Source organism: Flavobacterium sp. UM26 (assembly GCF_057922445.1).
In genome coordinates this window covers 124,410-146,793 of sequence record NZ_JBVHCY010000003.1, presented here as the reverse complement: position 1 = coordinate 146,793, position 22,384 = coordinate 124,410, and the positions used below count along the sequence as shown (strand labels likewise).

At 34.9% G+C, this 22,384-nt stretch carries 12 protein-coding genes; 1 reads left to right on the top strand and 11 read right to left on the bottom strand.

The genetic code is table 11. The features are described 5' to 3' along the window. Nucleotides 1-280 precede the first annotated feature (280 nt). The 8 genes from ACZ1AQ_RS05050 to ACZ1AQ_RS05015 all read right to left on the bottom strand — a co-directional run bounded on the left by ACZ1AQ_RS05050 (nt 281) and on the right by ACZ1AQ_RS05015 (nt 15,292). Nucleotides 281-865, bottom strand: coding sequence for an RNA polymerase sigma factor (locus ACZ1AQ_RS05050; protein ID WP_489631857.1), 585 nt, complete (start codon nt 863-865; stop codon nt 281-283). Nucleotides 866-1,129: 264 nt separating this feature from the next. Then, complete coding sequence (locus ACZ1AQ_RS05045) at nt 1,130-1,888, bottom strand: glycoside hydrolase family 16 protein (protein WP_489631856.1); 759 nt, start codon at nt 1,886-1,888, stop codon at nt 1,130-1,132. Between the two features lie 210 nt (nt 1,889-2,098). After that, nucleotides 2,099-4,393 (bottom strand): beta-glucosidase BglX, encoded by a 2,295-nt coding sequence (bglX, locus tag ACZ1AQ_RS05040; protein WP_489631855.1) that lies wholly within the window; start codon nt 4,391-4,393, stop codon nt 2,099-2,101. 66 nt (nt 4,394-4,459) lie between these two features. Further along, nucleotides 4,460-6,094 carry a glycoside hydrolase family 16 protein gene (locus tag ACZ1AQ_RS05035; protein ID WP_489631854.1) on the bottom strand — a complete coding sequence of 545 codons (1,635 nt, stop codon included), beginning with the start codon at nt 6,092-6,094 and terminating at the stop codon, nt 4,460-4,462. Nucleotides 6,095-6,106: 12 nt separating this feature from the next. Beyond that, nucleotides 6,107-7,696 carry a hypothetical protein gene (locus tag ACZ1AQ_RS05030; RefSeq protein WP_489631853.1) on the bottom strand — a complete coding sequence of 530 codons (1,590 nt, stop codon included), beginning with the start codon at nt 7,694-7,696 and terminating at the stop codon, nt 6,107-6,109. A gap of 12 nt (nt 7,697-7,708) precedes the next feature. After that, the gene (locus tag ACZ1AQ_RS05025; RefSeq protein ID WP_489631852.1) at nt 7,709-9,187 is read right to left on the bottom strand and encodes a RagB/SusD family nutrient uptake outer membrane protein; all 1,479 of its coding nucleotides are present in this window, start codon (nt 9,185-9,187) and stop codon (nt 7,709-7,711) included. Nucleotides 9,188-9,198: 11 nt separating this feature from the next. Next, nucleotides 9,199-12,243: a SusC/RagA family TonB-linked outer membrane protein gene (locus ACZ1AQ_RS05020; RefSeq protein WP_489631851.1), complete on the bottom strand. Its 3,045-nt coding sequence runs from the start codon at nt 12,241-12,243 to the stop codon at nt 9,199-9,201. Nucleotides 12,244-12,484: 241 nt separating this feature from the next. Next, on the bottom strand, nt 12,485-15,292 hold the full coding sequence (locus ACZ1AQ_RS05015) for a triple tyrosine motif-containing protein (protein ID WP_489631850.1): 2,808 nt from the start codon (nt 15,290-15,292) through the stop codon (nt 12,485-12,487). A 192-nt stretch (nt 15,293-15,484) separates the two neighbouring features. Between ACZ1AQ_RS05015 and uvrA the strand changes: the two genes are divergently transcribed. Beyond that, a complete protein-coding gene (gene uvrA, locus ACZ1AQ_RS05010) occupies nt 15,485-18,295 on the top strand; it encodes an excinuclease ABC subunit UvrA (RefSeq protein WP_489631849.1) in 2,811 nt (936 codons plus the stop codon). Between the two features lie 96 nt (nt 18,296-18,391). Here uvrA and ACZ1AQ_RS05005 read toward each other — a convergent pair whose 3' ends face one another. From ACZ1AQ_RS05005 to ACZ1AQ_RS04995, 3 genes are all read right to left on the bottom strand, one after another. After that, on the bottom strand, nt 18,392-18,688 hold the full coding sequence (locus tag ACZ1AQ_RS05005) for a hypothetical protein (protein WP_489631848.1): 297 nt from the start codon (nt 18,686-18,688) through the stop codon (nt 18,392-18,394). Nucleotides 18,689-18,933: 245 nt separating this feature from the next. Next, on the bottom strand, nt 18,934-20,625 hold the full coding sequence (locus ACZ1AQ_RS05000; RefSeq protein ID WP_489631847.1) for a mechanosensitive ion channel family protein: 1,692 nt from the start codon (nt 20,623-20,625) through the stop codon (nt 18,934-18,936). A gap of 271 nt (nt 20,626-20,896) precedes the next feature. Beyond that, complete coding sequence (locus ACZ1AQ_RS04995; RefSeq protein WP_489631846.1) at nt 20,897-22,366, bottom strand: oligosaccharide flippase family protein; 1,470 nt, start codon at nt 22,364-22,366, stop codon at nt 20,897-20,899. Nucleotides 22,367-22,384: the final 18 nt, after the last annotated feature.

The window sequence follows — 22,384 nt, the reverse complement described above, 5'->3', positions numbered from 1 at the left end:
AGCCCAAAATTGAGATTGATTTTGGGCTTGTCTTTTTAGTGAAGTGCTAAAAAAGTGCTGATGCAATTCCTAATTGGATACAATCTCAAAGCTGTTAGTCTTTGTTTTTAAGACGGTTAAAGCTTTGGAATAATTCAAAAGAAAAGAAACTACTTCTTTTTTTGGTTTTAATTCTTTTGAAATTGCATTTTTTTTAGAGTAAATTTTGGCCATATACAATGAATATAATTATTGATTAGACTGATAATCAAAGTACAACGGCAAATTTTACCATTTAGTATCAATTCGTTAAAATAATTTGATGTTTGTCGATAACTTTTCTCATATTAAGCAGAGCATAACGCATTCTTCCTAAGGCGGTATTGATGCTAACCCCTGTAGTTTCTGAGATTTCTTTAAAACTCATATCTTGATACATGCGCATTATTACCACTTCTTTTTGATCATCGGGTAATTCGTTTATGATGCGACGAAGATCCATTTCGACTTGGGAAGCGATTAATTGGTTTTCTATGGTTAATGCATCATCCGACATTACAGAGAAAATGGAAAACTCATCAGTTTCTCTGTAGAGTGGCATTTTTTTGTTTTTTCTAAAATGGTCAATGATGAGATTGTGTGCAATACGCATTACCCACGGTAAAAACTTGCCTTCTTCGTTATAAGAAGTTGATTTTAAGGTACGAATTACTTTGATGAATGTATCTTGAAAAATATCATTCGCAACATCTCGATCTGCAATTTTAGAATAAATGAATCCGAAGATTTTGGATTCGTGGCGTTTGATTAATAGTTCTAGTGCTTTTTCGTTACCAGAAACATACTCTTGCACTAAATAAGCGTCGGTGAAATGTTTAGCAGCCATAGTCTTACCTTTTAGTTTAGTTTTAAATTTGGGGGAAATTCTCTAAAAAGTAATTTTGGACTATAGGCTTAATTGGTTTTGGCTAGTTAATGGTCAAATTTAACAAATTTTTATCTTAACAAACAAATAAAAATTGCAAAAAATAAGAGCGATTGTTAAATAAATAATAGAAAAAAGCCTGAATTCTTACAAATAAGATCAGGCTTTTCTTGTTCAGCATTTTTGGATATAACTTGTTTTTGGAAAAAGTTATTTCTTAAAAAATTATTGATATACTTTGATGTAATCAATATAAAAATGATCAGGCAGTGCCGCATCGTCTACAATTTGTCCACCAAAATTACCTCCGATTGCCAAATTGGCTAGAAAATAAAAAGGTTGATTATATGGCCAAGTATTTTCATTCTTTTCTTTGGGTTGAAAAGTGTAAGTTAATTGATTGTCTACATAGAAAGCAATTTTGTCTTTATCCCAATCGATAGCATACAAATGAAAGCCTTTTTCGATATCTGGAATGGTAGTTTTCTTAGTATTTATGGTATTTCCGTGACTGTCTTGTGTATGCAACGAATTGAAAATAACGTGTGGTTCACGGCCTACATATTCTAAAATATCAATTTCACCGCATTTTGGCCAACCTGCTTCTTTAAAATTTGAACCCAACATCCAAAAGGCAGGCCATAATCCATTGGCTACAGGCAACTTTGCCCTAATCTCAAATCGGCCGTACTGGAACTCTTTTTTTCCTTTGGTATTGATTCTGGTTGAAGTGTATTGATTACCTTCTTTTTTGGCTTTGATTACTAAATTCCCCTTCTCTATTGTGTGATTTGAATCGGTGTACAATTGTCGTTCGTTGTTTCCCCAACCGCAGTTAGGGCAGCCATCTCCAATTTCAATATTCCAGACTTTTTCGTCAAGGGTTTTTCCGTTAAAATTTTCTTCCCAGACTAGTTTTCGTTGCGTTTGCTGAGCAAAACTGCAACTCACCACTCCTACTATTAGTATTATATACTTTTTCATCCCCTAAAAATTAATGCGTTATTGTTTTACCCAGAGAGAGGGCAAATCATAAAATATAAAGCGTTGATTTAAACTTGTATTTCTAATTTTTTCAGGTATCCTCATTAAAGAGTATACGTTCGAAGTAAAAAAAAACACCATTAAAAATTAATTCATCTTGCAGCAGTAATGAAAACGAAATACAAGTTAAATCAACTACTAACTCCTTTATTATTGGGCAAATTGAAAATCTGCCTGTAATGTTTGTGCAGAGCTTCCACCTACAAATACTTTGAAATCTCCAGCTTCAGCTTCCCATTTTGCATTCGCAGTATAAAATTCGATTGTTTTTTCATCAATCGTAAAAACTACTTTTTTGGACTCATTGGGTTGCAGTTCTATCATTTCAAATCCTTTCAATTCTAAAACAGGTCGCGTAACACTAGCAAATAAATCCCTAATATACATTTGAACTACTTCTTTACCAGCCACTTTACCAGAATTGGTAACCGTAACTGAAACTTCAATTTTACCATTCTTTGTAAATGAAGGAGATGATAATTTTAAATCTGAATAGTCAAATTTGGAATAACTCAACCCGAAACCAAATGGGTAAAGAGGTGTATTTTTTTCATCGATATAATGCGACCAAAAAACACTTTCTGGCTCATTTGAGGATGGTCTTCCTGTATTTTTATGATTATAGTAAATAGGAACTTGAGCTACATTTCTAGGAAACGTCATAGGTAATTTTCCGCTAGGATTGTAATCGCCATATAAAACTTGAGCAATTGCGTTACCGCTTTGTGTTCCTAATTGCCAAGCTTCAACAATCGCTGGAATATGTTCGTCAGCCCAAGGCAAAGCCAGCGGACGACCATTATTCAATACTAAAACAATTTTTGGATTTACCGCATAAACCGCCTCAAGCAATTCTTGTTGCACGCCTGGCAAACCAATATCAGTTCTACTGCGTCCTTCTCCAGATTGCAATCCGTGTTCTCCAAGAACCATTACCACAACGTCTGCATTTTTGGCTGCTGTAATCGCCTCTTCAAAACCACTCTTGTCTGTAGTATTGATTTTGGTTTCAAAAACAAATTTAGGCTCCCCTAAAGCTACATCAGCGCCTTTGGCATACGTCAACTGGTTGTCTTTATAAGCTTGTAATCCTTCTAAAACAGAAACAGCGGTATTATCATCGGCTGCAATACGCCAACTGCCTAACGGACTTGTTTTATCAGCCGCAAGTGCACCGATTAACGCTATTTTTAGACCTGATTTCTTAAGTGGCAAAATCTCATTGTTGTTCTTTAACAAAACAATTGATTTTTTAGCCATTTCTAAAACCTGCTGATGAAATTCGGGTTTACCAACAGTAGCTTTTTCATATTCCTCATCGCAATATTTATAAGGATTATCAAATAAGCCTAAAACAAATTTTGTTCTAAGGATACGTTTTACAGCTTCATCGATGGTGCTTTCTTTCACTTTTCCTTCGCGAACAAGCTGAACCAAATGCTCTACGTAAGCACTAGATTCCATATCCATATCAGAACCTGCATTGATAGCCAACTCGGCAGCGTGTTTTAAATCTTTTGCATAGCCGTGCGCTTGCATTTCCATAATAGAACCCCAATCAGACACCATAAAACCTTGAAAACCCCAATCTCCTTTTAGGATTTTTCGTTGCAAATAGGCATTACCCGTTGCAGGAATTCCATCCAATTCGTTGAAAGAGTTCATAAAGGTTCTTACACCTGCATCGAGCGCAGCTTTAAAAGGAGGAAAAACTATATTTTGCAAGGTAGATTCGCCAATATCGACTGTGTTGTAGTCTCTACCTGCTTCGGCAAAACCATAACCTGCGAAATGTTTAGCACAAGCTAAAATGTTTTTGTTGCTACTAAAATCACCTTGAAAACCAACTACTCTAGCTTTGGCAATCAAACTTCCAAGATATGGGTCTTCTCCAGCGCCTTCCATTACTCTACCCCAACGAGCATCACGAGAAATATCTACCATTGGTGCAAATGTCCAGTTAATTCCAACAGCTCCAGCTTCTTCTGCGGCCATAGCTGCTGATTGCTGGATAGCTTGTAAGTCCCAACTCGCCGATTCAGCCAACGGAATTGGACTGATAGTCTTATAGCCGTGAATTACGTCAAAACCAAATAGCAAAGGAATACCCAATCGGGTTTGTTCTACTGCAATTTTTTGTAGCGTTCGGACTTCTTTTACTCCTTTTACATTGAGCATCGAGCCTACTAATCCTTTCTTTAAATTTTCGTATTTTTTAGCGGCTTGTCCTTCTTTTGGAGAAGGACCGGTAACATCCCAAAAACCATTGTATTGGTTTAACTGTCCAACTTTTTCCTCCAAAGTCATTTTCTTTAATAAAGAAGTAACTTTTTTATCCAAGCTAACTGCAGTGGCAACGGGTTTAGTTTGAGCAGTTATAGAACCGAGGTGCAAACCTGCAATAACAAAGGCCATTACAAGTTGTTTTTTCTTTGTGAGTATCATAAGCTCGCTGTTAAAAAATAGAAGATTGATTGTGAGTCAATCTTCTATTGGTATTAGTATATTAAATTATTGGTACACTCTAATGTAATCCACTTCCATAGTAGATTGTGTAAAAGCTGGATCAATTGTTCCTCCAAAAGTTCCTCCCATAGCCACATTCATAATCAAGAAAAAGTCTTTGTTGAACGGAACTGTGTTGTTATTTGCAAATGAATGAAATAATTTATCATCTACATAAAACTTTATAGACGATGGTGTCCAAATAGTTTTGTACACATGAAATTCAGTGGTTGCATTAGCAATGGTTGTAGTATTAGTATTCGCATTTCCTCCGAAATTACCTGGAAAGTGTAACGAACCATGAATTACATTTGGAGAATTTCCTCTATGTTCCATAAAATCGATTTCTCCACAACCCGGCCAAGTATTCGTTTTATAATCTTGCCCTAAAGACCAAACCGCAGGCCATGTTCCGCCGCCAGCAGGTAACTTAGCTCTAAATTCAATTTTACCATACGTAAACTCATATTTATCCTCAGATTTCAAACGAGCTGAAGTATACGTAGATCCTTCTTTTTTAGCAGTAATTTTTAATACTCCACCTTGCACAACAACATTTGCAGCGTTATTGGTATAGGTTTGAGCTTCATTATTACCCCAACCGCCAGCACCTAAATCATAACCCCATTTGGTAGCATCAGGAGCACCGTCGGTATTGAATTCATCAGACCAAACCAAGTTCGTATAATCTGTAGGTCCTGTAGCTTGTCCGGGAGGTGTAGTAGTAAAAATATGATACCATGCTAAGAAATCATTACCACCCATTACTGCTCTGACCACCATTCTGTTTTCAGTAATAGACAGTATTTCGTAAGAGCTTGTACCAATATAATACCCCATGAATCCGTTGTCTGAAATAGTCATTAAGGTACCGCGTGTTTGGGTTTTAGCGTCTGGATTTTTAGTAACAAAAGATTCTGATGGGCTCAAAATAACTGTTTTTTGTCCGCTAGTATCTAAGGCTCTACAGTCATCATTTCCGCCTCCTATAAAAGCAGCATTATAGTAAGTTTGACCTTTGTTATCCAAATTAAATTTTAATTGATCACCAGCAACTGAGAAAGTCATCACACTATTGTACAAACAAGTAGATGCTTTTTCATTAGCCGCTGCACCATAGAACGAAGGATAGTAGTTTTGAGTTCCGAATTGAGCATCAGTATGCGAAGTATTGGGGCCTACACCCAAATGACCTACTTCTGTTTGTGACCAATACCATTTTTTAGATGATCCACCTGTTAAAAACTTCACGGCTTCATCATCTTTAAAATTACTAAATACAGTAACCTCAACAGTGGTATTTGTAGTGATTCCTCCTTTACCGCTTGCCAAAACAGTTACGGTATAAGTATTTGTTCCTGGTTTTGCAAAGCCTTTTTCAAAAATACCACTTGGTGCATTTTGAGAAGTACCGTCACTAAAAATGTATTTGTAAGAGATTGCATTATCAGCAGTAGCTGTAAAAAGTACTTTCCCTGATCCGTCTCCATTAGGAGCTGTAGCAGACTTACCTACTATGTCTACTTTTACTGCTAAATTCGTAGGAGTATCTAAGGAGCCGAACTCTACATTATCGTCCTGACAATTTACCATGAGTAACAGTAAAAAGGCAGCTGTTATATATTTTAAAATATTTTTCATTTTTGAATTGTTTTAGTTGGATTGTTTGATGTCGTCAAAATAGAAGATAGAACCTGAACCTGCTACACCAAAATCAGGGAATAATGCTAACAAATTGTATGTTTTTGTAGCATCGTATTTACCCGTTAGATCAAAGGTCAATACTTCCCACGCATTGGCAACTGTTGTTGTTGCTGGTACTTCAAAATTTATTCCTGAATTGGATTTATCTTCCATTTTGAAAAGAATTTGTGCTCCCACTTTAGGTGACCAAACCGTAATTTTCATTTTTGTTCCTTTTGAAAAATCAATTTTTGTATCTAAAAGTAGCGTTGCACCTGCCCATGTTTGAGCACCAGATGGTTTTTCCATTTTAAGAACTTTGTTAGAAACATTAATTCCAGAAGCATCCGGATTTGCTACTACATTCGCTTTACCTTCCATTCCTCCAAAACCAGTCCATGCATACGTCAATAAAGTTGATTCAAAATCAATTGGATATTCTAACAAAGCTGATGGCGATTTATAGAAGTAAATGTTATCTATGAATACTGAGCCTTTTGCCCATGGCGTGCCAACAAATTTTAATTGAAAAATATCAGCTACCGTCAATCCTTGGCTTGTAAATGCTGAAATTGGAATATCGATACTTGTCCATTGATTGGCCACAAGATCTTTTACTACTGGCTTTTCGCCATTAGTTTTACTAATCAATGAAGTTTCAATTTTAGCCAAATCTGCTGTCCAAACGTCCATATGAATGTACTCCATTCCTGATACGTTTATCGTTGTTCCATCGGCCAGTGCAATTCCTTGATAACTCAAGTTTATGTAGTTTAACATCTTATCTCCGTTCAAATCAAACTCTGTCCAACTGCTTCCTTGCCCTGCTTGTCCCCAATCTGGGAAGAAATTTGTTCCTGCCACATTGGTATATTTCGATCCGTAAAGTGAGATTACATCTCCAGCCTGTCTGTTTGGAGGTGTTGGTGCCGAGCTACTTGGTTTATTTACAACTGTAACAGTAAAATCCGTTGAATACTCCGTGGTTTTTATGGCCGCACTTTTAGAAACCACACGTATTTTGTATACTCCTGGTTGTTGATACGTATAAGAAACAGATTCTCCATTGTTAGCCGAAATAGGATCAGGTTTTCCAGATTCCCCAAAATATACATCATAAAACAAAGCAAAATCAGCAGTCGCTTTAACTGTAACTTTTTTAGAAACTGTCAAATCATTTTCGATAGTCACCACAAGATTTTCTGGTGCTCTAAAAGCCACTACAACTTTTTGAATTACTTCGGTTCTTTTTCCATCGATAGTAGTCCCTACGATTTTGGCATCGTATACACCTTCTTTGTACGTGTGGTCGACTGTTCCTCCGGGTGTTACATAACCAGGTTCTGTGGTTCCGTCACCATAAAAAATCTCATAACGTGTAACTCCTTCTCCTCTTGGCAAAAAAGTTACTTTACCTGTATTATCTTGAGTAACCGTTGTCAGAGCGGATATATTGGATGGAGCTCCAACACTGCTTACATCTATAAGGTCGTTTTCGTTAGTACAACTTACTATCAAAATAAGCGCTAACATATTTAGTATATAAACTATTTTTTTCATCGTTTTCATATTTTAGTATCCAGGGTTTTGTTGCCAATTTCCGTTAGAAAATTGAATTTCTTCAATAGGTAAAGGGAATAATTCGTTTTTACCAGCAGTAAATCCTGGGATTTTTCCGGCTGCTTTACCAGTTCTCACCAAGTCAAAGAAACGATGTCCTTCTCCCAAAAGCTCTACTCTTCTTTCTGCCAAAATAAAATCTGTCAAAGCAGCTCCAGAAGCTGTAATATCATGATTGGTATCACCAAAAGCACGACGACGTACTTGATTCAAATACAATCTAGCTTTGGCGTCATCAATTCCGCCTCGGCTATTGGCTTCGGCAGCCATCAATAGCACATCGGCATAACGAATGGCTCTGTAGTTATTAGGATTGGTCAAATTCAAATCTCCTGCAGCATTCGCACTTCTTTTTCTTGGCAAATATTTTCTATTGAAATACCCTGTATGTTCGTTTCCTTTTCCAAAAGTAGCGTTAGTACTTGCTGCCCAAGCCTCTATATCAAGGATAGCAACATCCTTTCTTCGATCACCAATTTCGAAAGCATCGGCCGCTTCTTTTGTTGGAACATTAAAACTAAATCCAGAAGAAAAAACACTACCTGAATAATTTCTAATACCATTAAAACCTACAGCTACATTCCCTTCACTACATTGTAAACATCCAAATCCAGCGCCTTCAATATCTGTATATTGTACTTCAAAAACAGACTCTGCATTGTTTTCGCCAGCTTCTTCAAAAATGGAATTATAATCAGTAACCAAAGAATAAGTATTAGACGTAATAACACTCTCTAAAGTAGTAGCTGCTTGTGTGAATTTGTTTTGATACAAATATGCTTTTCCAAGAAGAGCCAAAGCAGCTCCTTTGGTAGCACGACCTTTTTGAGAAGGAACAGCGGCCAAATTAGCCGAAGCAAAAATCAAATCCGATTCGATAGAAGCATATACTTCTTGAATTGTGGCTCTCTTGATTGTTTTTTCATCACCAATTTTGAAGCGAGCATCACCTTTCATTGGAATACCTCCAAACCATTTAACCAATTCAAATTGGTAGTAAGCACGTAAGAAACGAGCCTCGGCAATAACCTGATTTTTGCCTGAAAAATCGGTTTTGTCTTTAAATTCCAAAATATAATTGGCTCTTTGCACTCCAGCAAACATCCAGTTCCATAAATCACGTAAATTACTGTTTACAGGCGTATGAATCATATCGTCTATTTGTTGAAAACCAATTACATCGGTTGGGCTTTCTCCACCGGCAAGTGTATTATCTGAGGCAATTTCGCCTAACAAAACATTCACATAAGATGATTGTAATAAATCGTAAGCGGCTACAAGTGCTTTATCATAATCATCTTTAGAATTAAAATAATTTTCTGAGTCGATAGAATAAGCAGGAGAACGATCTACAAATTCATCCGAACAAGAGGTAACGGTAAGTGTAGTAACAAATACGGTTGCTATCGTTAAAAAAAGATACTTTTTCATTGTAATTGCAATTAAAAATTAATGTTTAGTCCAAACAAATAAGTTCTTGGAATAGGATAAAATCCATAATCAATTCCTCCACCAATAGGCGCTCCATTTGAAGCTCCCGGATCGTAACCTTTGTATTTGGTAAACGTGTATAAGTTGTTTACCCCTGTGTAAATTCTGAATTTTGATACTCCAATTTTTTCAGAAACGGTTGGACTCAAAGTGTATCCTAGTTGAACATTCTGAATTCGGATGTAAGAAGCATCTTCTACAAAATAATCTGAGAATACATTATTTGAGGTAGCTCCTGTAGTTACTCTTGGCGTTGAGTTAGTAGACCCCTCTCCTGTCCAACGATCCAAGACATAATTTAATCGATTAGCATCAGATAAAGTTCTTTCATAATTACGAACCATATCATTTCCAACAGAAGCAAAAGTATATACTGCGAAATCTAGATTTTTGTAGTTTACTTGCATATTGAAACCCATTGTAGCTTCTGGAATGGGGTCTCCAATATTGGTTCTATCATTAGCATTGATAATACCATCTCCATTGATATCCACATATCTAATGTCACCTGGAGCAGCATTCGCTCCTAATGCAATTTGTGATGGATGCGCATCGATTTCGGCTTGATTTTGAAAAATTCCATCGGTTTTATAACCAAAGAAATATCCAATTGGCTTGCCAACTTCCATTCTTGAAGGAGCAGGTTGCCCTACGCCAAAAGATCCTCCTTCAATAAATCCAGTTCCGTTATCAACAGCCAAAACTTTATTGTTAAGGAAAGTAACATTATATCCTAAACTCAACGATAATTCATTTTCAAAAGTATGTTTGAAATCCATCGAAAATTCAACTCCTGAGTTTCTCACTGTACCAGCATTTAAGGTTGGCGCTCCAGCTCCTGGTGCAGCAGTACCATTAATACCCGAAACAGGAATATTTGGGATTAATAAGTCTTTACGAGTATCGATGAAATAGTCGGTAATAATAGAAAGTTTGTTCTCAAATAGTTTTAAATCCAAACCAACATCAAATTTTCTGGCTTCTTCCCATTTCAAATTTGGATTAGGAATTTGACCATTCGCCGTTCCGTTTACCAAAACTCCGTTAAATACATAAGTACCTTCACCTCCTAATAAACCAACATAACCATTGTTTGGAATTTGGTCATTTCCTAAAGTACCATAACTAGCTCTTAATTTCATAAAATTAAGTGTTTTAGACTCCCCATAAAAAGGTTCGTCCGAAACGATCCAACCTGCGGTAAATGAGGGAAAGTAACCTACTCTATTAGTTGGTCCAAATTTGGTTGAAGCATCACGTCTTAACATCGCCGATAATAAGTATCTTCCTTTGAAATCGTATTGTAATCTCCCAAAATAAGACAGCCTTCTCTCGTCGTACACATAAGAACTATTGGTTTTAGCATCTAACGTTCCTGTAGTCAATGAAATATCTGCGAATTCCCAAGAATTGTTGGGCACATCATAACCTGTAGCGAAAAGTCCATTACCCCATTCTTTAAAAATAGTATTACCTATGGTCCCTACAAAACTGTGATTTTCTCCAATTTTTTTTGTGTAAGTTCCAAAAATATCAAACGAGTAATTGTTATCATTCACAGCTCCTTGCGTTACCGAACTACGTTGTACATCAAAAACTTTACCTCCGTAACTTATTTGCTTGGCAAAATCTCTTGATTCGCTATTAGAAGTATTAAAACCAATCGTACTAGAAAGTACGAAACCATCAAACAATTTATAATCTAATCCGAAATTACCATTCAATTTCTTAAAGTTATAATCGTTGTAGGTATTATCTACTTGTGCCAATGGGTTAATAATTTCAGTACCTAAACCCGCTGTGCTTGGTACTAAAGTAAAGTTGCCATTCGCATCATAAGGTTTTAGAGTAGCGGGAGTATTTAAGGCATTAAACAAGACAGAACCTAATCCATTTTCATTTAATGTTTTTCTATTGAAATAAGTATAAATAACATTGGTTTTCAATTTCAATTTGTCGCTTAGGTCTGCACCTAAAGCTACTCTAGCCGTGTTTCTTAAAAAACCAGATTTATCTGTACCAACAATACCTTCTTGATCTAAGTGCGAACCACTTACAGAGTAAGTCATCTTTTCGGAACCACCAGAAATTGATATATCATGATTAATGATAGGAACTCCTGTACTGAATACTTCTTTTTGCCAATTGGTTCCTTTTCCTAAACCTGTAACATTCGGGTAAGGAATAGTCTGACCACCATTAGCATAACTTTCATTCAACAACAAAGCATACTCTGTTGCATTTAAAGTAGGTAATGTTCTAGAGGTTTCTTGAAAACCAACGTAGGTATTAAAGTTAACCTTAGTTTTAGCGTTCTTTTTTCCTGTTTTGGTGGTAATTAAAATCACCCCATTTGCACCGATGGTACCATAAATGGCCGCTTGTGCATCTTTCAAAACAGTAATAGTTTCGATATCGTTAGGATTGAGCAGGCCTAATTCACCAACATAACCATCAATAATAGTGGTTGGTCTATTTTCACCGTTAGTTGCGATACCACGAATTCTGATATCCAAAGCAGCCCCTGGCGAACCTGACTGAGTCGTAACATTTACTCCAGAAACGGTTCCTTGAAGCGCCTGTTCAACTTTTACTGGTTTGATAACGTCCAAGGCTTTGGCATCTAAGACCGAAACTGCTCCTGTTACCTCTCTTTTCTTTTGGCTACCATAACCAATCACCACTACTTCTTTTAAAGCACTGGATTCTTCTTCCATTTTTATGGTTAAATTTTGATTACCTGTAACCGTAATCTGAGTATCTCGATACCCAACATAGCTAAAAAGCAACACCGAATTGCTAGCTACTTTGCCTAATTTAAAACTTCCGTCAAAATCGGTTGAGGCAGATTGAGTACCATTTTTTACCCTCACATTTACTCCCGGGAGTGAGGTTCCGGTTTTGGCATCGATTACCTTTCCAATGATTTCATTCGTTTGTGCATACCCCAATGAGGCCAGCAAAATGAATGCAATTACTACTAGTTTAGATTTCATAACATTTTGGTTTTGTATTGAAACCTAAAATTACTTTAACTACAACGTGATAGTAAAAAAACAACCCCTACAAAAAACATACAAACCAAAAAAAATAGCATTAATTTAAATAAACCTTAAAAAAACAGCATATTTATTACGAAAATAATATGTTAACGATTTTAATAAAGAATCAAAAAAAACCACAACAAATCAAAATGTTGTGGTGATGTATAGGTAAAAAAGAGGTTTTTATAAAAAACTATACGGTAAGAATATATTCAACTAAGCCTTGTTCATGCGTTAAATCCATTTTTTTACGCAAACGATATCTTTTTATCTCTACACTTCTCACTGAAATGTTTAACAAAGGAGCAATTTCTTTTGAAGAAAGGTTCATTCTTAGATAGGCACAAAGACGCAAATCATTTGGAGTCAAAGATGGGTGCATTTGTTTTACACGCTTAAGGAAATCTTTATCTACACTATCAAAAGCTTCACGAAAAACTTTCCAAGAATCTTCTTCAGTAATATTTTTATTGATAGTTGATATTACTGATTTTATATTCGATGTGTCGCTCTGTGCGGTTTTCTTTAAATCTTCTTTAATAAAAGCCAATAACTCATTTTTACTATTCAAACTCATAGTAGAAACAGCCAATTCTCTATTCTTAGAATCGACATCCTGAGACAATTGCTCATTTCGTAAGCGCATTAACTCTTGTTCGTTTTCTAATTCTTTAATTTCTAACAAAAGGTTGTTCTCTTCGATTAATTTGGCTTCTTGCTTTTCATAATAATTTTTGTAAGCTCTATGAATATAGAATACCAAAACAACAAATAACACCAAGTAAATAAATACCGCTAAATTGGTAAGATACCAAGGTTTTAATACTGTAAATGAATAAATAGCGGTATTGTCTAGTAAGGTATTCGAAAACTTTGCCCTTACCTTAAAAACATAATCTCCAGGAGGCAAGTTTTTAAAATTAATGGCTGACCTAGAACTCCACTTGCTCCAATCTTCTTGAAATCCTTCGAGTAAAAACTGATACTCGGCATTGATGTATTTATTATACTCAGGTACCGTAAAATTGAATGCAATATTGTTTTGCTTGTAATTGAATTTACCGTCTTCTGGAATAGAGTAATTGTATGAACCTTCATTCAACCGATTGACAGCAATGTTTGTAATGGCTACTTTATAATTTTTAAAACTCAAATCATTCAAATTCAAAGTATAATATCCATCAGCAGTTCCTATAAGAAAAACTGAATTAGAAAGTTGCGTACAATTCTCGTAACCCAACATTGAATTCGTCAACGAAGCTGGAATCGGAATTACATTATCTTTTAACTGATTGCTCAATTTACTTAACGACCAATAATGAATATAGTTCTTGGTAAACAACCACAATCTATTGGAATTATCAACAATCATTTGACCTGAAGTATACTCATCTTTGCTAAAAATAGTACTAAGGAAAGGGTCTTTTATAAATAGCTTCGTTCTGGGGTTCAACTTAAAAATTCCTTCCTTATAGGCATAATAGATAGCTCCATTAAATTGTATTAGACTGGCATTTTTTCCTTTTTTGGGAGACGAATACGTATAAAAAGGCGCTGTTTTTGTCAATTCTTTATTCAATTGCAAACGAAAAACACCTTTGTATTCGTGACTTATGTATACTTCAAGTCCTTTTGTGATTTCAAAACTTTTGGCAGAATAATCAAAACCAGCAATTTTGTTTTTAAAGACCCATTGATTATTTACCTTTTGCAAAACCGAAATCCCATAATAATTGCCTTGCAACAAAAGGTCTTTTCTATTAGGTACTGGAGAAAACTTCCAAGTACCGGAACTTTTAAAAATAGGAATAGCCGTTCCTCCTTGAATTACAAAAGTACCCGAATCATGACCACAAAATAATTCTCCATTCCAGTCAAATAAAGACCACACCTGTCCTTTTGTTCCATTGATAAACTTAAACTCTTCATTGGAAGGATATCGTTTATAAAAAAGACCTTGATTTGTACCTACATAAAGTCTTCCGTCAATAAGTTTTGTAGCATAAACAGTTCCCAAAACACCAGAATTATCAGTAAAACTCTTAATTGGCGATTGCAAATTGATGCAATTGATACCGTTATCTAAACCAATCCATAAATTTTTATCGGCATCTTCAAACAAAGACAAAGCAGTGTTATTACTCAATCCTTTACTTTGAGATATATGATGTTGTAACTTACCCTGAGGATCAATAATAAAAACACCATCAGAAACAGTACCTACTGCAAAACTGCCATTGGATAATTGTTGACTGTTGTAAATATTATTTGCAATTAACTGATGATCGACTTCGGTGGCAAATCGAGATACTTTATTTTGAATTAACGTATAAAAACCATTCCACTGAGTTTGAATCAAAAGCCCTTGGTCAATGGCGAATACGTTGATTATTTTATTGTTTTTGAGTATTGGATCATTCGAAACTAAACTTTCTTTTCCACTTACAATTTCAAACAAACCATTTGATACTGTTTGATAATAAATTGCATTGGGTGTTCGATAGGATTTCAAAATACCGCTTTGAGGTGCAATAACTTTAAATGTATCTTTTTTGGAATCATAAATAAAAATTTTGTTCAACGACTGAAAAATAATCCATTGGTCATAATTCAAAATATTCCAAAACTGCTCATCCTCTTGAATTTTGCCTTTAATTTTTTTACTCAAAGAAGTATACTGAAGTTGACCATTTTTCTTACGCACCCAATAGCCAAACTCCATATAACAACCGATGTAAATTCGCTGACCAATGACCTTTACAGAACGAATAATCGTTTCGTTGGGCGATGGATACAAATCCCATTTAGAGCCATCAAAAGTGAGTAAACCTTCATTATTAGCAAAATACAAATATTGATTTTGGTCTTGAGAAATCATCCAATTTTGATTGCCTGCTCCGTAAGTATTGGGAGAATATTTTACAATTGGTGGTAGTTCTTGCGCGAAAAAATTAAAAACAGAAAATAAAGCTCCGAGTAGAAAAATTTTATATAATCGCATGGGTTGAATATTTATGTAAAACTATAACTTAATATCTTAAATTCTAAATAAATCAATAGAAACCAAAAATTCAAACTGTAAAAAACAACTATAATCGTACTTCTTTTTTAGCAAATAGGACTAAAAATTGTGATTCGTTCAACCTCTACAAACAGGGCAAAATTGATTACTTTTGTGCAAATTCATTTTATTATGCCGATTGAACTTTCTACTATAGACCCAAAGCAAAACATTATCATTAAAGGTGCTCAGGTTCATAACCTAAAAAATGTGGATGTTGTAATTCCTAGAAACAAATTAGTTGTAATTACTGGACTATCGGGCTCAGGAAAATCAAGTTTGGCTTTTGACACTCTTTATGCCGAGGGACAACGACGCTATGTAGAAAGCTTGTCTTCGTATGCCAGACAATTTTTAGGCAGATTAGACAAACCAAAAGTAGAATACATCAAAGGGATTGCTCCAGCAATTGCCATCGAACAAAAAGTAAATACAACCAATGCACGCTCAACCGTTGGAACTTCTACAGAAATCTATGACTATATTAAGTTGTTGTATGCTCGAATTGGACGTACCTACTCTCCTATTTCTGGTCAAGAGGTAAAGAAAAACACCGTAACTGATGTGGTCAATTGTGTAAAAGGATTAGCGTTGGATAGCAAATGGTTACTATTGGCCCCTCTTCATGTAGAAGAAGGACGAAAACTACAAGACAAGCTAAAAATTTTGCAACAACAAGGCTTTGCTAGAGTTCTTGTAGATCATGAAATGCTTCGTTTAGACGATTTCATTACTTCTATTTCCGACAAAAAAGAGAAAGAGTTAGAAAAATTAACCATCGAACTTATCATAGACAGGATTGTAGTAAAGAATGAAGAAGAGTTTTACAATCGATTGGCAGATGCGATTCAAACGGCTTTTTACGAAGGAAAAGGAGAATGTTTTCTACAAGAACTCAACGAAAAAAATAGATTTAGCTTCTCTAATAGCTTCGAGCTTGATGGTATGTCTTTCCTTGAACCCAACGTTCATTTATTTAGTTTCAATAATCCTTATGGGGCTTGTCCTGCTTGTGAAGGCTACGGAAACATTATTGGTATCGACCCAGAACTCGTCATTCCTAACACAACCCTTTCGGTATTTGAAAATGCTATCTATCCTTGGCGTGGCGAAAGCATGAGTTGGTTTAGAGATGAATTAGTCAACTCTGCCTACAAATTCGATTTCCCCATTCACAAACCTTATTTTCAGTTAACTGAAGAACAAAAAGAACTGATTTGGACAGGAAATCAATACTTTCAAGGACTACATGATTTTTTTAAAGAATTAGAGGAAAAAAATTATAAAATTCAAAATCGTGTTTTGTTATCTCGTTACAGAGGCAAAACCAAATGCCCTACTTGTAAAGGAAAACGACTTCGCCCAGAGGCATCCTACGTAAAAGTCAATCAGAAAACCGTTTCTGATTTGGTTGATTTACCAATCAAAAAACTAGTTGACTTCTTCAAAGACATTCAATTAGATGAATATGAAAAACAAATCGCTAAACGTCTCTTAGTGGAAATCAACAATCGATTATCTTTTTTGACGGAAGTAGGATTGGATTATTTGACCTTAAATAGAAACTCGGCAACCTTGTCAGGTGGAGAATCACAACGCATTAATTTGGCAACATCTCTTGGAAGCAGTTTGGTTGGATCTATGTATATTTTGGATGAACCCAGTATTGGATTGCACCCAAAAGATACCGAACGCTTAATTAATGTATTACTTTCATTACGAGATTTAGGCAATACCGTGATTGTTGTAGAACATGATGAAGACATCATGAAAGCTGCCGACATGATCATTGATATTGGACCAGAAGCAGGAACTTTGGGCGGAAACTTAGTAGCTCAAGGAACTTTTGATGAAATTCTAAAAGCCGATTCCTTGACCGCAAATTATTTGAGTGGCAAAAAAACAATTGAAACTCCCAAAAAAAGACGTTCTTATAAAAATTATATCGAAATTATTGGAGCTAGAGAAAACAATCTACAAAACATTGATGTTGTTTTTCCTTTAGACGTCCTTACGGTGGTAACGGGTGTTTCAGGAAGTGGAAAAAGTACACTAATCAAGAAAATACTGTTTCCTGCCATGCAAAAAAAACTAGAAAACATTGGTGAGAAAGCAGGTCAGTTTACTGAAATAAAAGGTTCATTTTCTCATATTAAACATATTGAGTACGTAGATCAAAATCCAATAGGAAGAAGCTCTCGCTCAAACCCAGTAACGTATATAAAGGCTTATGATGACATTCGAGACCTATTCGCAAAAGAAAAACTATCTAAAGTAAGAGGATATCAAGCCAAACATTTTTCTTTCAATGTAGATGGAGGCCGATGCGAAACCTGTAAAGGAGAAGGTACTATCAATGTAGAAATGGTTTTCATGGCAGATGTACAATTACCTTGTGAAACTTGCAATGGAAAACGATTCAAAAAAGAAATTTTAGAAGTTACTTTTGAGGAAAAGAACATTCATGATATACTTACAATGACAATTGATGATGCCATTGCCTTTTTTACAAAGCATAAACAAAATAAAATCATACAAAAACTACAACCTTTACAGGATGTTGGTTTAGGATATGTACAATTGGGACAATCTTCATCTACGCTTTCAGGAGGAGAAGCTCAACGTATTAAATTAGCTTCTTTTTTAGTGAAAGGAGCCACCAAAGAAAAAGCATTATTCGTATTTGATGAACCAACCACAGGTCTTCATTTTCACGATATCAAAAAATTATTAGCCTCTTTTGACGCTTTAATAGAAAAAGGGCATTCTATACTTGTCATCGAACACAATTTAGATTTGATAAAAAGTGCCGATTGGATTATCGATTTGGGCCCTGAAGGTGGAGAAAATGGAGGAAAACTTTTAGCAGTAGGAACTCCAGAAACCATCATTCAAAATAAAGATTCGGTTACTGCCAAATATTTAAAAGACAAACTGAACTAAAGGTTAAACAAGTTTGAATAAAAATAGCCACGAATACTGTAATTAATTATCAGAATTCGTGGCTAATTCTTTTATGAAAGAATAAGAAGGAATACACTAACCCATATAGCAATTTTCTTGAAAAACATTTCCATCTTCATCAAGCCCCACTACAATCTTTTTGGCCTTTGAAATATGATTCAAATAAAGCCAAACAATAGACCAAATACCTAAAGTAATACAAGATAATTTAAAGTTTAACTTATGATTTACCCTTTTTGGCTTTTTAGATAAAACAGCGAAAGGCAATGCGTCATTTCTTTCCTCCAAGATAAATCCTTCTTCTAATTTAGAATTAATAGATTTTGTAAAAATGGTTAAATCTTCTTGGTTTAATGGTTGGTTACTTTTCATGCTTCTAAGATTTTTAAGTTAAAACTCAATTAAAAATTAAATTTTAATGCTTGCCAAATTTACCCCAGAATAATAGCATTCACAATACCCAGATTTAGTGATATTTGTTATAAAAAACCTCTAAAAACACAATGTATTAAAAATCAATACTTTAAAAAATAATCTGTATTTATAAACTAGATAAACGGTAATTAAAATCGATTAAAAGCTTATCAAAAACAGCAAAAAATGAAGCTATTTTTAAGCTATTTCTTGTTATTATCATTCCTATTAACTTGAAATACAGTTGGTTGATAATTAGCAGATAAATAGGACTGTGGAATCGTGGTGTGATTTCCGTCTCGAAGCGCTTTATAATGAGGTGACATAATTTCGATGCCAGCTTCATTAAAAGAGTCCTGAATATTTTGATGCAATAGTGAATAGATAAGAGGTTGTTTTGTAGCTTCTTTGGTATAAGCATTGATTTCATAAGAAACATAAAAATCGTCTAAACTGGTTTGCAAGACAAATGGCATTGGCTCTTTTTCAATTAAATCAGTGCGATTGGCTGCTTCTATTAGGGCTTTATGAACATCTCTCCAAGGAACATCATAACCAATGGTTACGGTGGAATGAATTACTAATCCGTTGGTATTTGTTCTGGTATTAGCAGAAAAATTTATAGATGAACTCGATAAAACTGTAGCATTGGGAATGGTAATATCTTCCATTTTTGGTGTTCTAATTCGGGTGACTAGGGCCGTTTTTTCAATTACAGAACCACTAACTTCACCAATTTTGATAAAATCACCAATTTTAAAAGGACGCATATAAGTGATTACCAATCCGGCCACCATATTGGCAATGGCATTCGAAGAACCTATGGAAAACAAAACACCAACAAATACGGTAACTCCTTTGAAAATGGGCGAATCAGAGCCTGGCAAATACGGAAAAATAATGACTAACATAAAAGCATACAACAATACTTTTACGATATTGAACGTTGGTTTTGCCCAATCACTATAAAACCCTTCAATATTGATGTTTTCTTTTTGGATTTCATCTACAAAATATTTGATAATTTTTAGAGCATAGCGAAACAACACTACAATAACAATGATAGAAAACAGATTGGGTAGAAAATCAATAAAACTTACCAAAGCAAACTTGGCTGGTTTCATAATCCATTGAATTAATGTAGTGGTGTACCCTACTGTAGATGGAAAGACACTAAAAAGTAAGGGTAACGAAAGATAAATTATAAAAATAAAAACTACAGTGCGAATGATCCCTATAAAACGCAGCGTAAAATAAAGTTGGTTGGATGGTGATAAAATATGAAAATTCTTGATTAAAATACCTTTGAAAAACTTTTCTTCATTGCGGATTAAAAAATATTTAAACTTTCGAAAAAGAGCATTTATACCAAACAAAAGCAAACTAACACATCCTATAAAAAGAAGTTCTAGTGCAATGCGTTTCATCCACTTGACAGGAGCGTTGTCTTCTTTCTCTTTAACGATTGCATTAGCAATGATAGCTTTATTTTGTTTTGCTAAAAACTGACTGTCTTCTCCCACAGATTTAGCATCCTGAGTGGTTATAGACATAATAATAAAGGCTTCTTTGTAAACAATATCAAGCGTTATATCTGCGGGAACGATTTTTAAAGAATCAGCTTCGAACAAAGGGTCGCTGTAAATTTGTCGTATTCTGTCGGCAATGGCTTTGGCTCTTTTTTCGGGAGAAAAACTTCCTATTTTATTGTGAATAAAAAACAAGGTATCCTGAAAAGGCACTACAGGGTAACTATCCTTAAATGTAACCACATTGACCGAATCAGTAACTTTTGGGGTGGTTGCAAAGGGCTTTGATTGTTGTTTTTGTGCCCATAATACGGATATTACGGACAAGGAAATGATAAGAATCTTAAAAGCTTTCAAATGATTCATAAAAGATGACTGTTTGTATTAAAACTAAGCTATTGATTTCTTCATAATGAAAGCAAGAAAGCACTTTGCCTCCTTATAGCCCCGACAGTAGCGACATCCTTTGCTTTTTTTCTTTAAAAAAGCAAAGATATAGCGGATGGCGGGACGATGTGACCAAGAACTCTTTTGATCACTGCTCCTAAACATTGTTTATCTGACAATCAGCTTAACAAATATAAAGACAAAACAGCATACTTTTAACACAAACCATTCTATTTTAAGAAGATACCGCTTATTTTTTTATTTTTAATTTTAAAAAAAGTGTGTCGATGGCTTGGTTAATTTCGGGAGAAATAACCATTTTATAGTTGGCATAAACATACACCACGGTTAGCAAAATCGATTTTAAGGTAATACCAATTAAAGGATGAAATGGGAATTGCCAAAAGTAAAAAAGCAGAAAAATTACCAACGTAACCCCTAATGATTCTAAAGTTGGTTTGCTAAAGGGATACAGATGCATTCGATTGACCACAAAATACAATTTGGCAATACTGTATGCGGTAATAGACAACAAAGTAGCAAATGCGGAGCCAATTATGCCATATAAAGGAATAAAAATCCAATTGAGTAAAAAGGTTAGCACAGCTAACATTACGCCCAAAAACAGCACCATACGATAGTATTTGGAGTTGAAAATAATGGCATTATTATTCCCTAAAATCAAATCGAAATATTTTGAGATGCCAATCATAAAAACAACAATAATTCCGCCAGCGTATTCCTTGGGCAACAATTCATACAACTGATTGATGTTGACAAAGATGCACAACATTACGAATCCGCCCACCATTTGTAGATTGATAGACGTTTTTTTGTACAAGACATTCAATTCGTCGTATTTGTTTTCGTGCATTAACTTGGCCGTAATTGGATACACGATTTGATGCATAGCGCGACTTGGCACTGAAATCACCAAAGCAATAAAAGTAGCCACCGAGTAAATACCAATAGCTCCAATATCTAGATACTGATTGAGCATAATTTTATCACCATCGAGTAGCAAATTCGCAACACTTCCAGATAAAATGATGTAGAACGAATACTCTATAATCCCTTTTACGTGTGCTGGAATTACCCATTGAAAAACTGGCTTTTTGATTCGGAAGGCATATAACATAGTGACCAAAAAAGCTATAAAATAAATCCCCGCCGTGAGATAAATAAACTGTACCGCAGTAATCCACTTAAAATACATAGCCAAAAGGGCTAACAATGAAAATAGTCGTAAACCAACCTCTTTGATAAAATTTCCAAAGACAGAATGCATATGTACTCTTGCCCAAGCATAAAATATTTCGAAATATGCCATTGACAATCCTACAAGAGGAATCATCCAAATAAAATCTTTTACAATTGGATTCTTTTTGGTAACAAAAAATAAAATTTCATCATAGAAAAACAAACCAATCAAAAGCAGTGGAATACTAAATAGCAATGGAAATAAAACTGTAAAAGACAAAAACTGATTTCTTTCCTCTTCGGTTTTGCACTGCGAATAAAACTTCACTAAGGTATTTTGCATTCCGATAGCGAATAAGGGCATCAATACATTGGCACAAGACAAAATGTAATTAGAAAGACCATAATAAGTTTTGCCTAAAATAGGTGGAAATAAAAACAAGGTACTTATCCCTCCTATTCCAAAACCGATGTAAGTGATTATAGTGTTCTTTAATGATTGATTTAAAACAATGCCCATTATTCGAAGGTAGAATTT

Excerpts from the sequence above, each read along its gene's own strand:
- ACZ1AQ_RS05050 (WP_489631857.1), bottom strand. The coding sequence starts at position 865 with ATGGCTGCTAAACATTTCACCGACGCTTATTTAGTGCAAGAGTATGTT.
- ACZ1AQ_RS05045 (WP_489631856.1), bottom strand. The coding sequence starts at position 1,888 with ATGAAAAAGTATATAATACTAATAGTAGGAGTGGTGAGTTGCAGTTTT.
- bglX (WP_489631855.1), bottom strand. The coding sequence starts at position 4,393 with ATGATACTCACAAAGAAAAAACAACTTGTAATGGCCTTTGTTATTGCA.
- ACZ1AQ_RS05035 (WP_489631854.1), bottom strand. The coding sequence starts at position 6,094 with ATGAAAAATATTTTAAAATATATAACAGCTGCCTTTTTACTGTTACTC.
- ACZ1AQ_RS05030 (WP_489631853.1), bottom strand. The coding sequence starts at position 7,696 with ATGAAAAAAATAGTTTATATACTAAATATGTTAGCGCTTATTTTGATA.
- ACZ1AQ_RS05025 (WP_489631852.1), bottom strand. The coding sequence starts at position 9,187 with ATGAAAAAGTATCTTTTTTTAACGATAGCAACCGTATTTGTTACTACA.
- ACZ1AQ_RS05020 (WP_489631851.1), bottom strand. The coding sequence starts at position 12,243 with ATGAAATCTAAACTAGTAGTAATTGCATTCATTTTGCTGGCCTCATTG.
- ACZ1AQ_RS05015 (WP_489631850.1), bottom strand. The coding sequence starts at position 15,292 with ATGCGATTATATAAAATTTTTCTACTCGGAGCTTTATTTTCTGTTTTT.
- uvrA (WP_489631849.1), top strand. The coding sequence starts at position 15,485 with ATGCCGATTGAACTTTCTACTATAGACCCAAAGCAAAACATTATCATT.
- ACZ1AQ_RS05005 (WP_489631848.1), bottom strand. The coding sequence starts at position 18,688 with ATGAAAAGTAACCAACCATTAAACCAAGAAGATTTAACCATTTTTACA.
- ACZ1AQ_RS05000 (WP_489631847.1), bottom strand. The coding sequence starts at position 20,625 with ATGAATCATTTGAAAGCTTTTAAGATTCTTATCATTTCCTTGTCCGTA.
- ACZ1AQ_RS04995 (WP_489631846.1), bottom strand. The coding sequence starts at position 22,366 with ATGGGCATTGTTTTAAATCAATCATTAAAGAACACTATAATCACTTAC.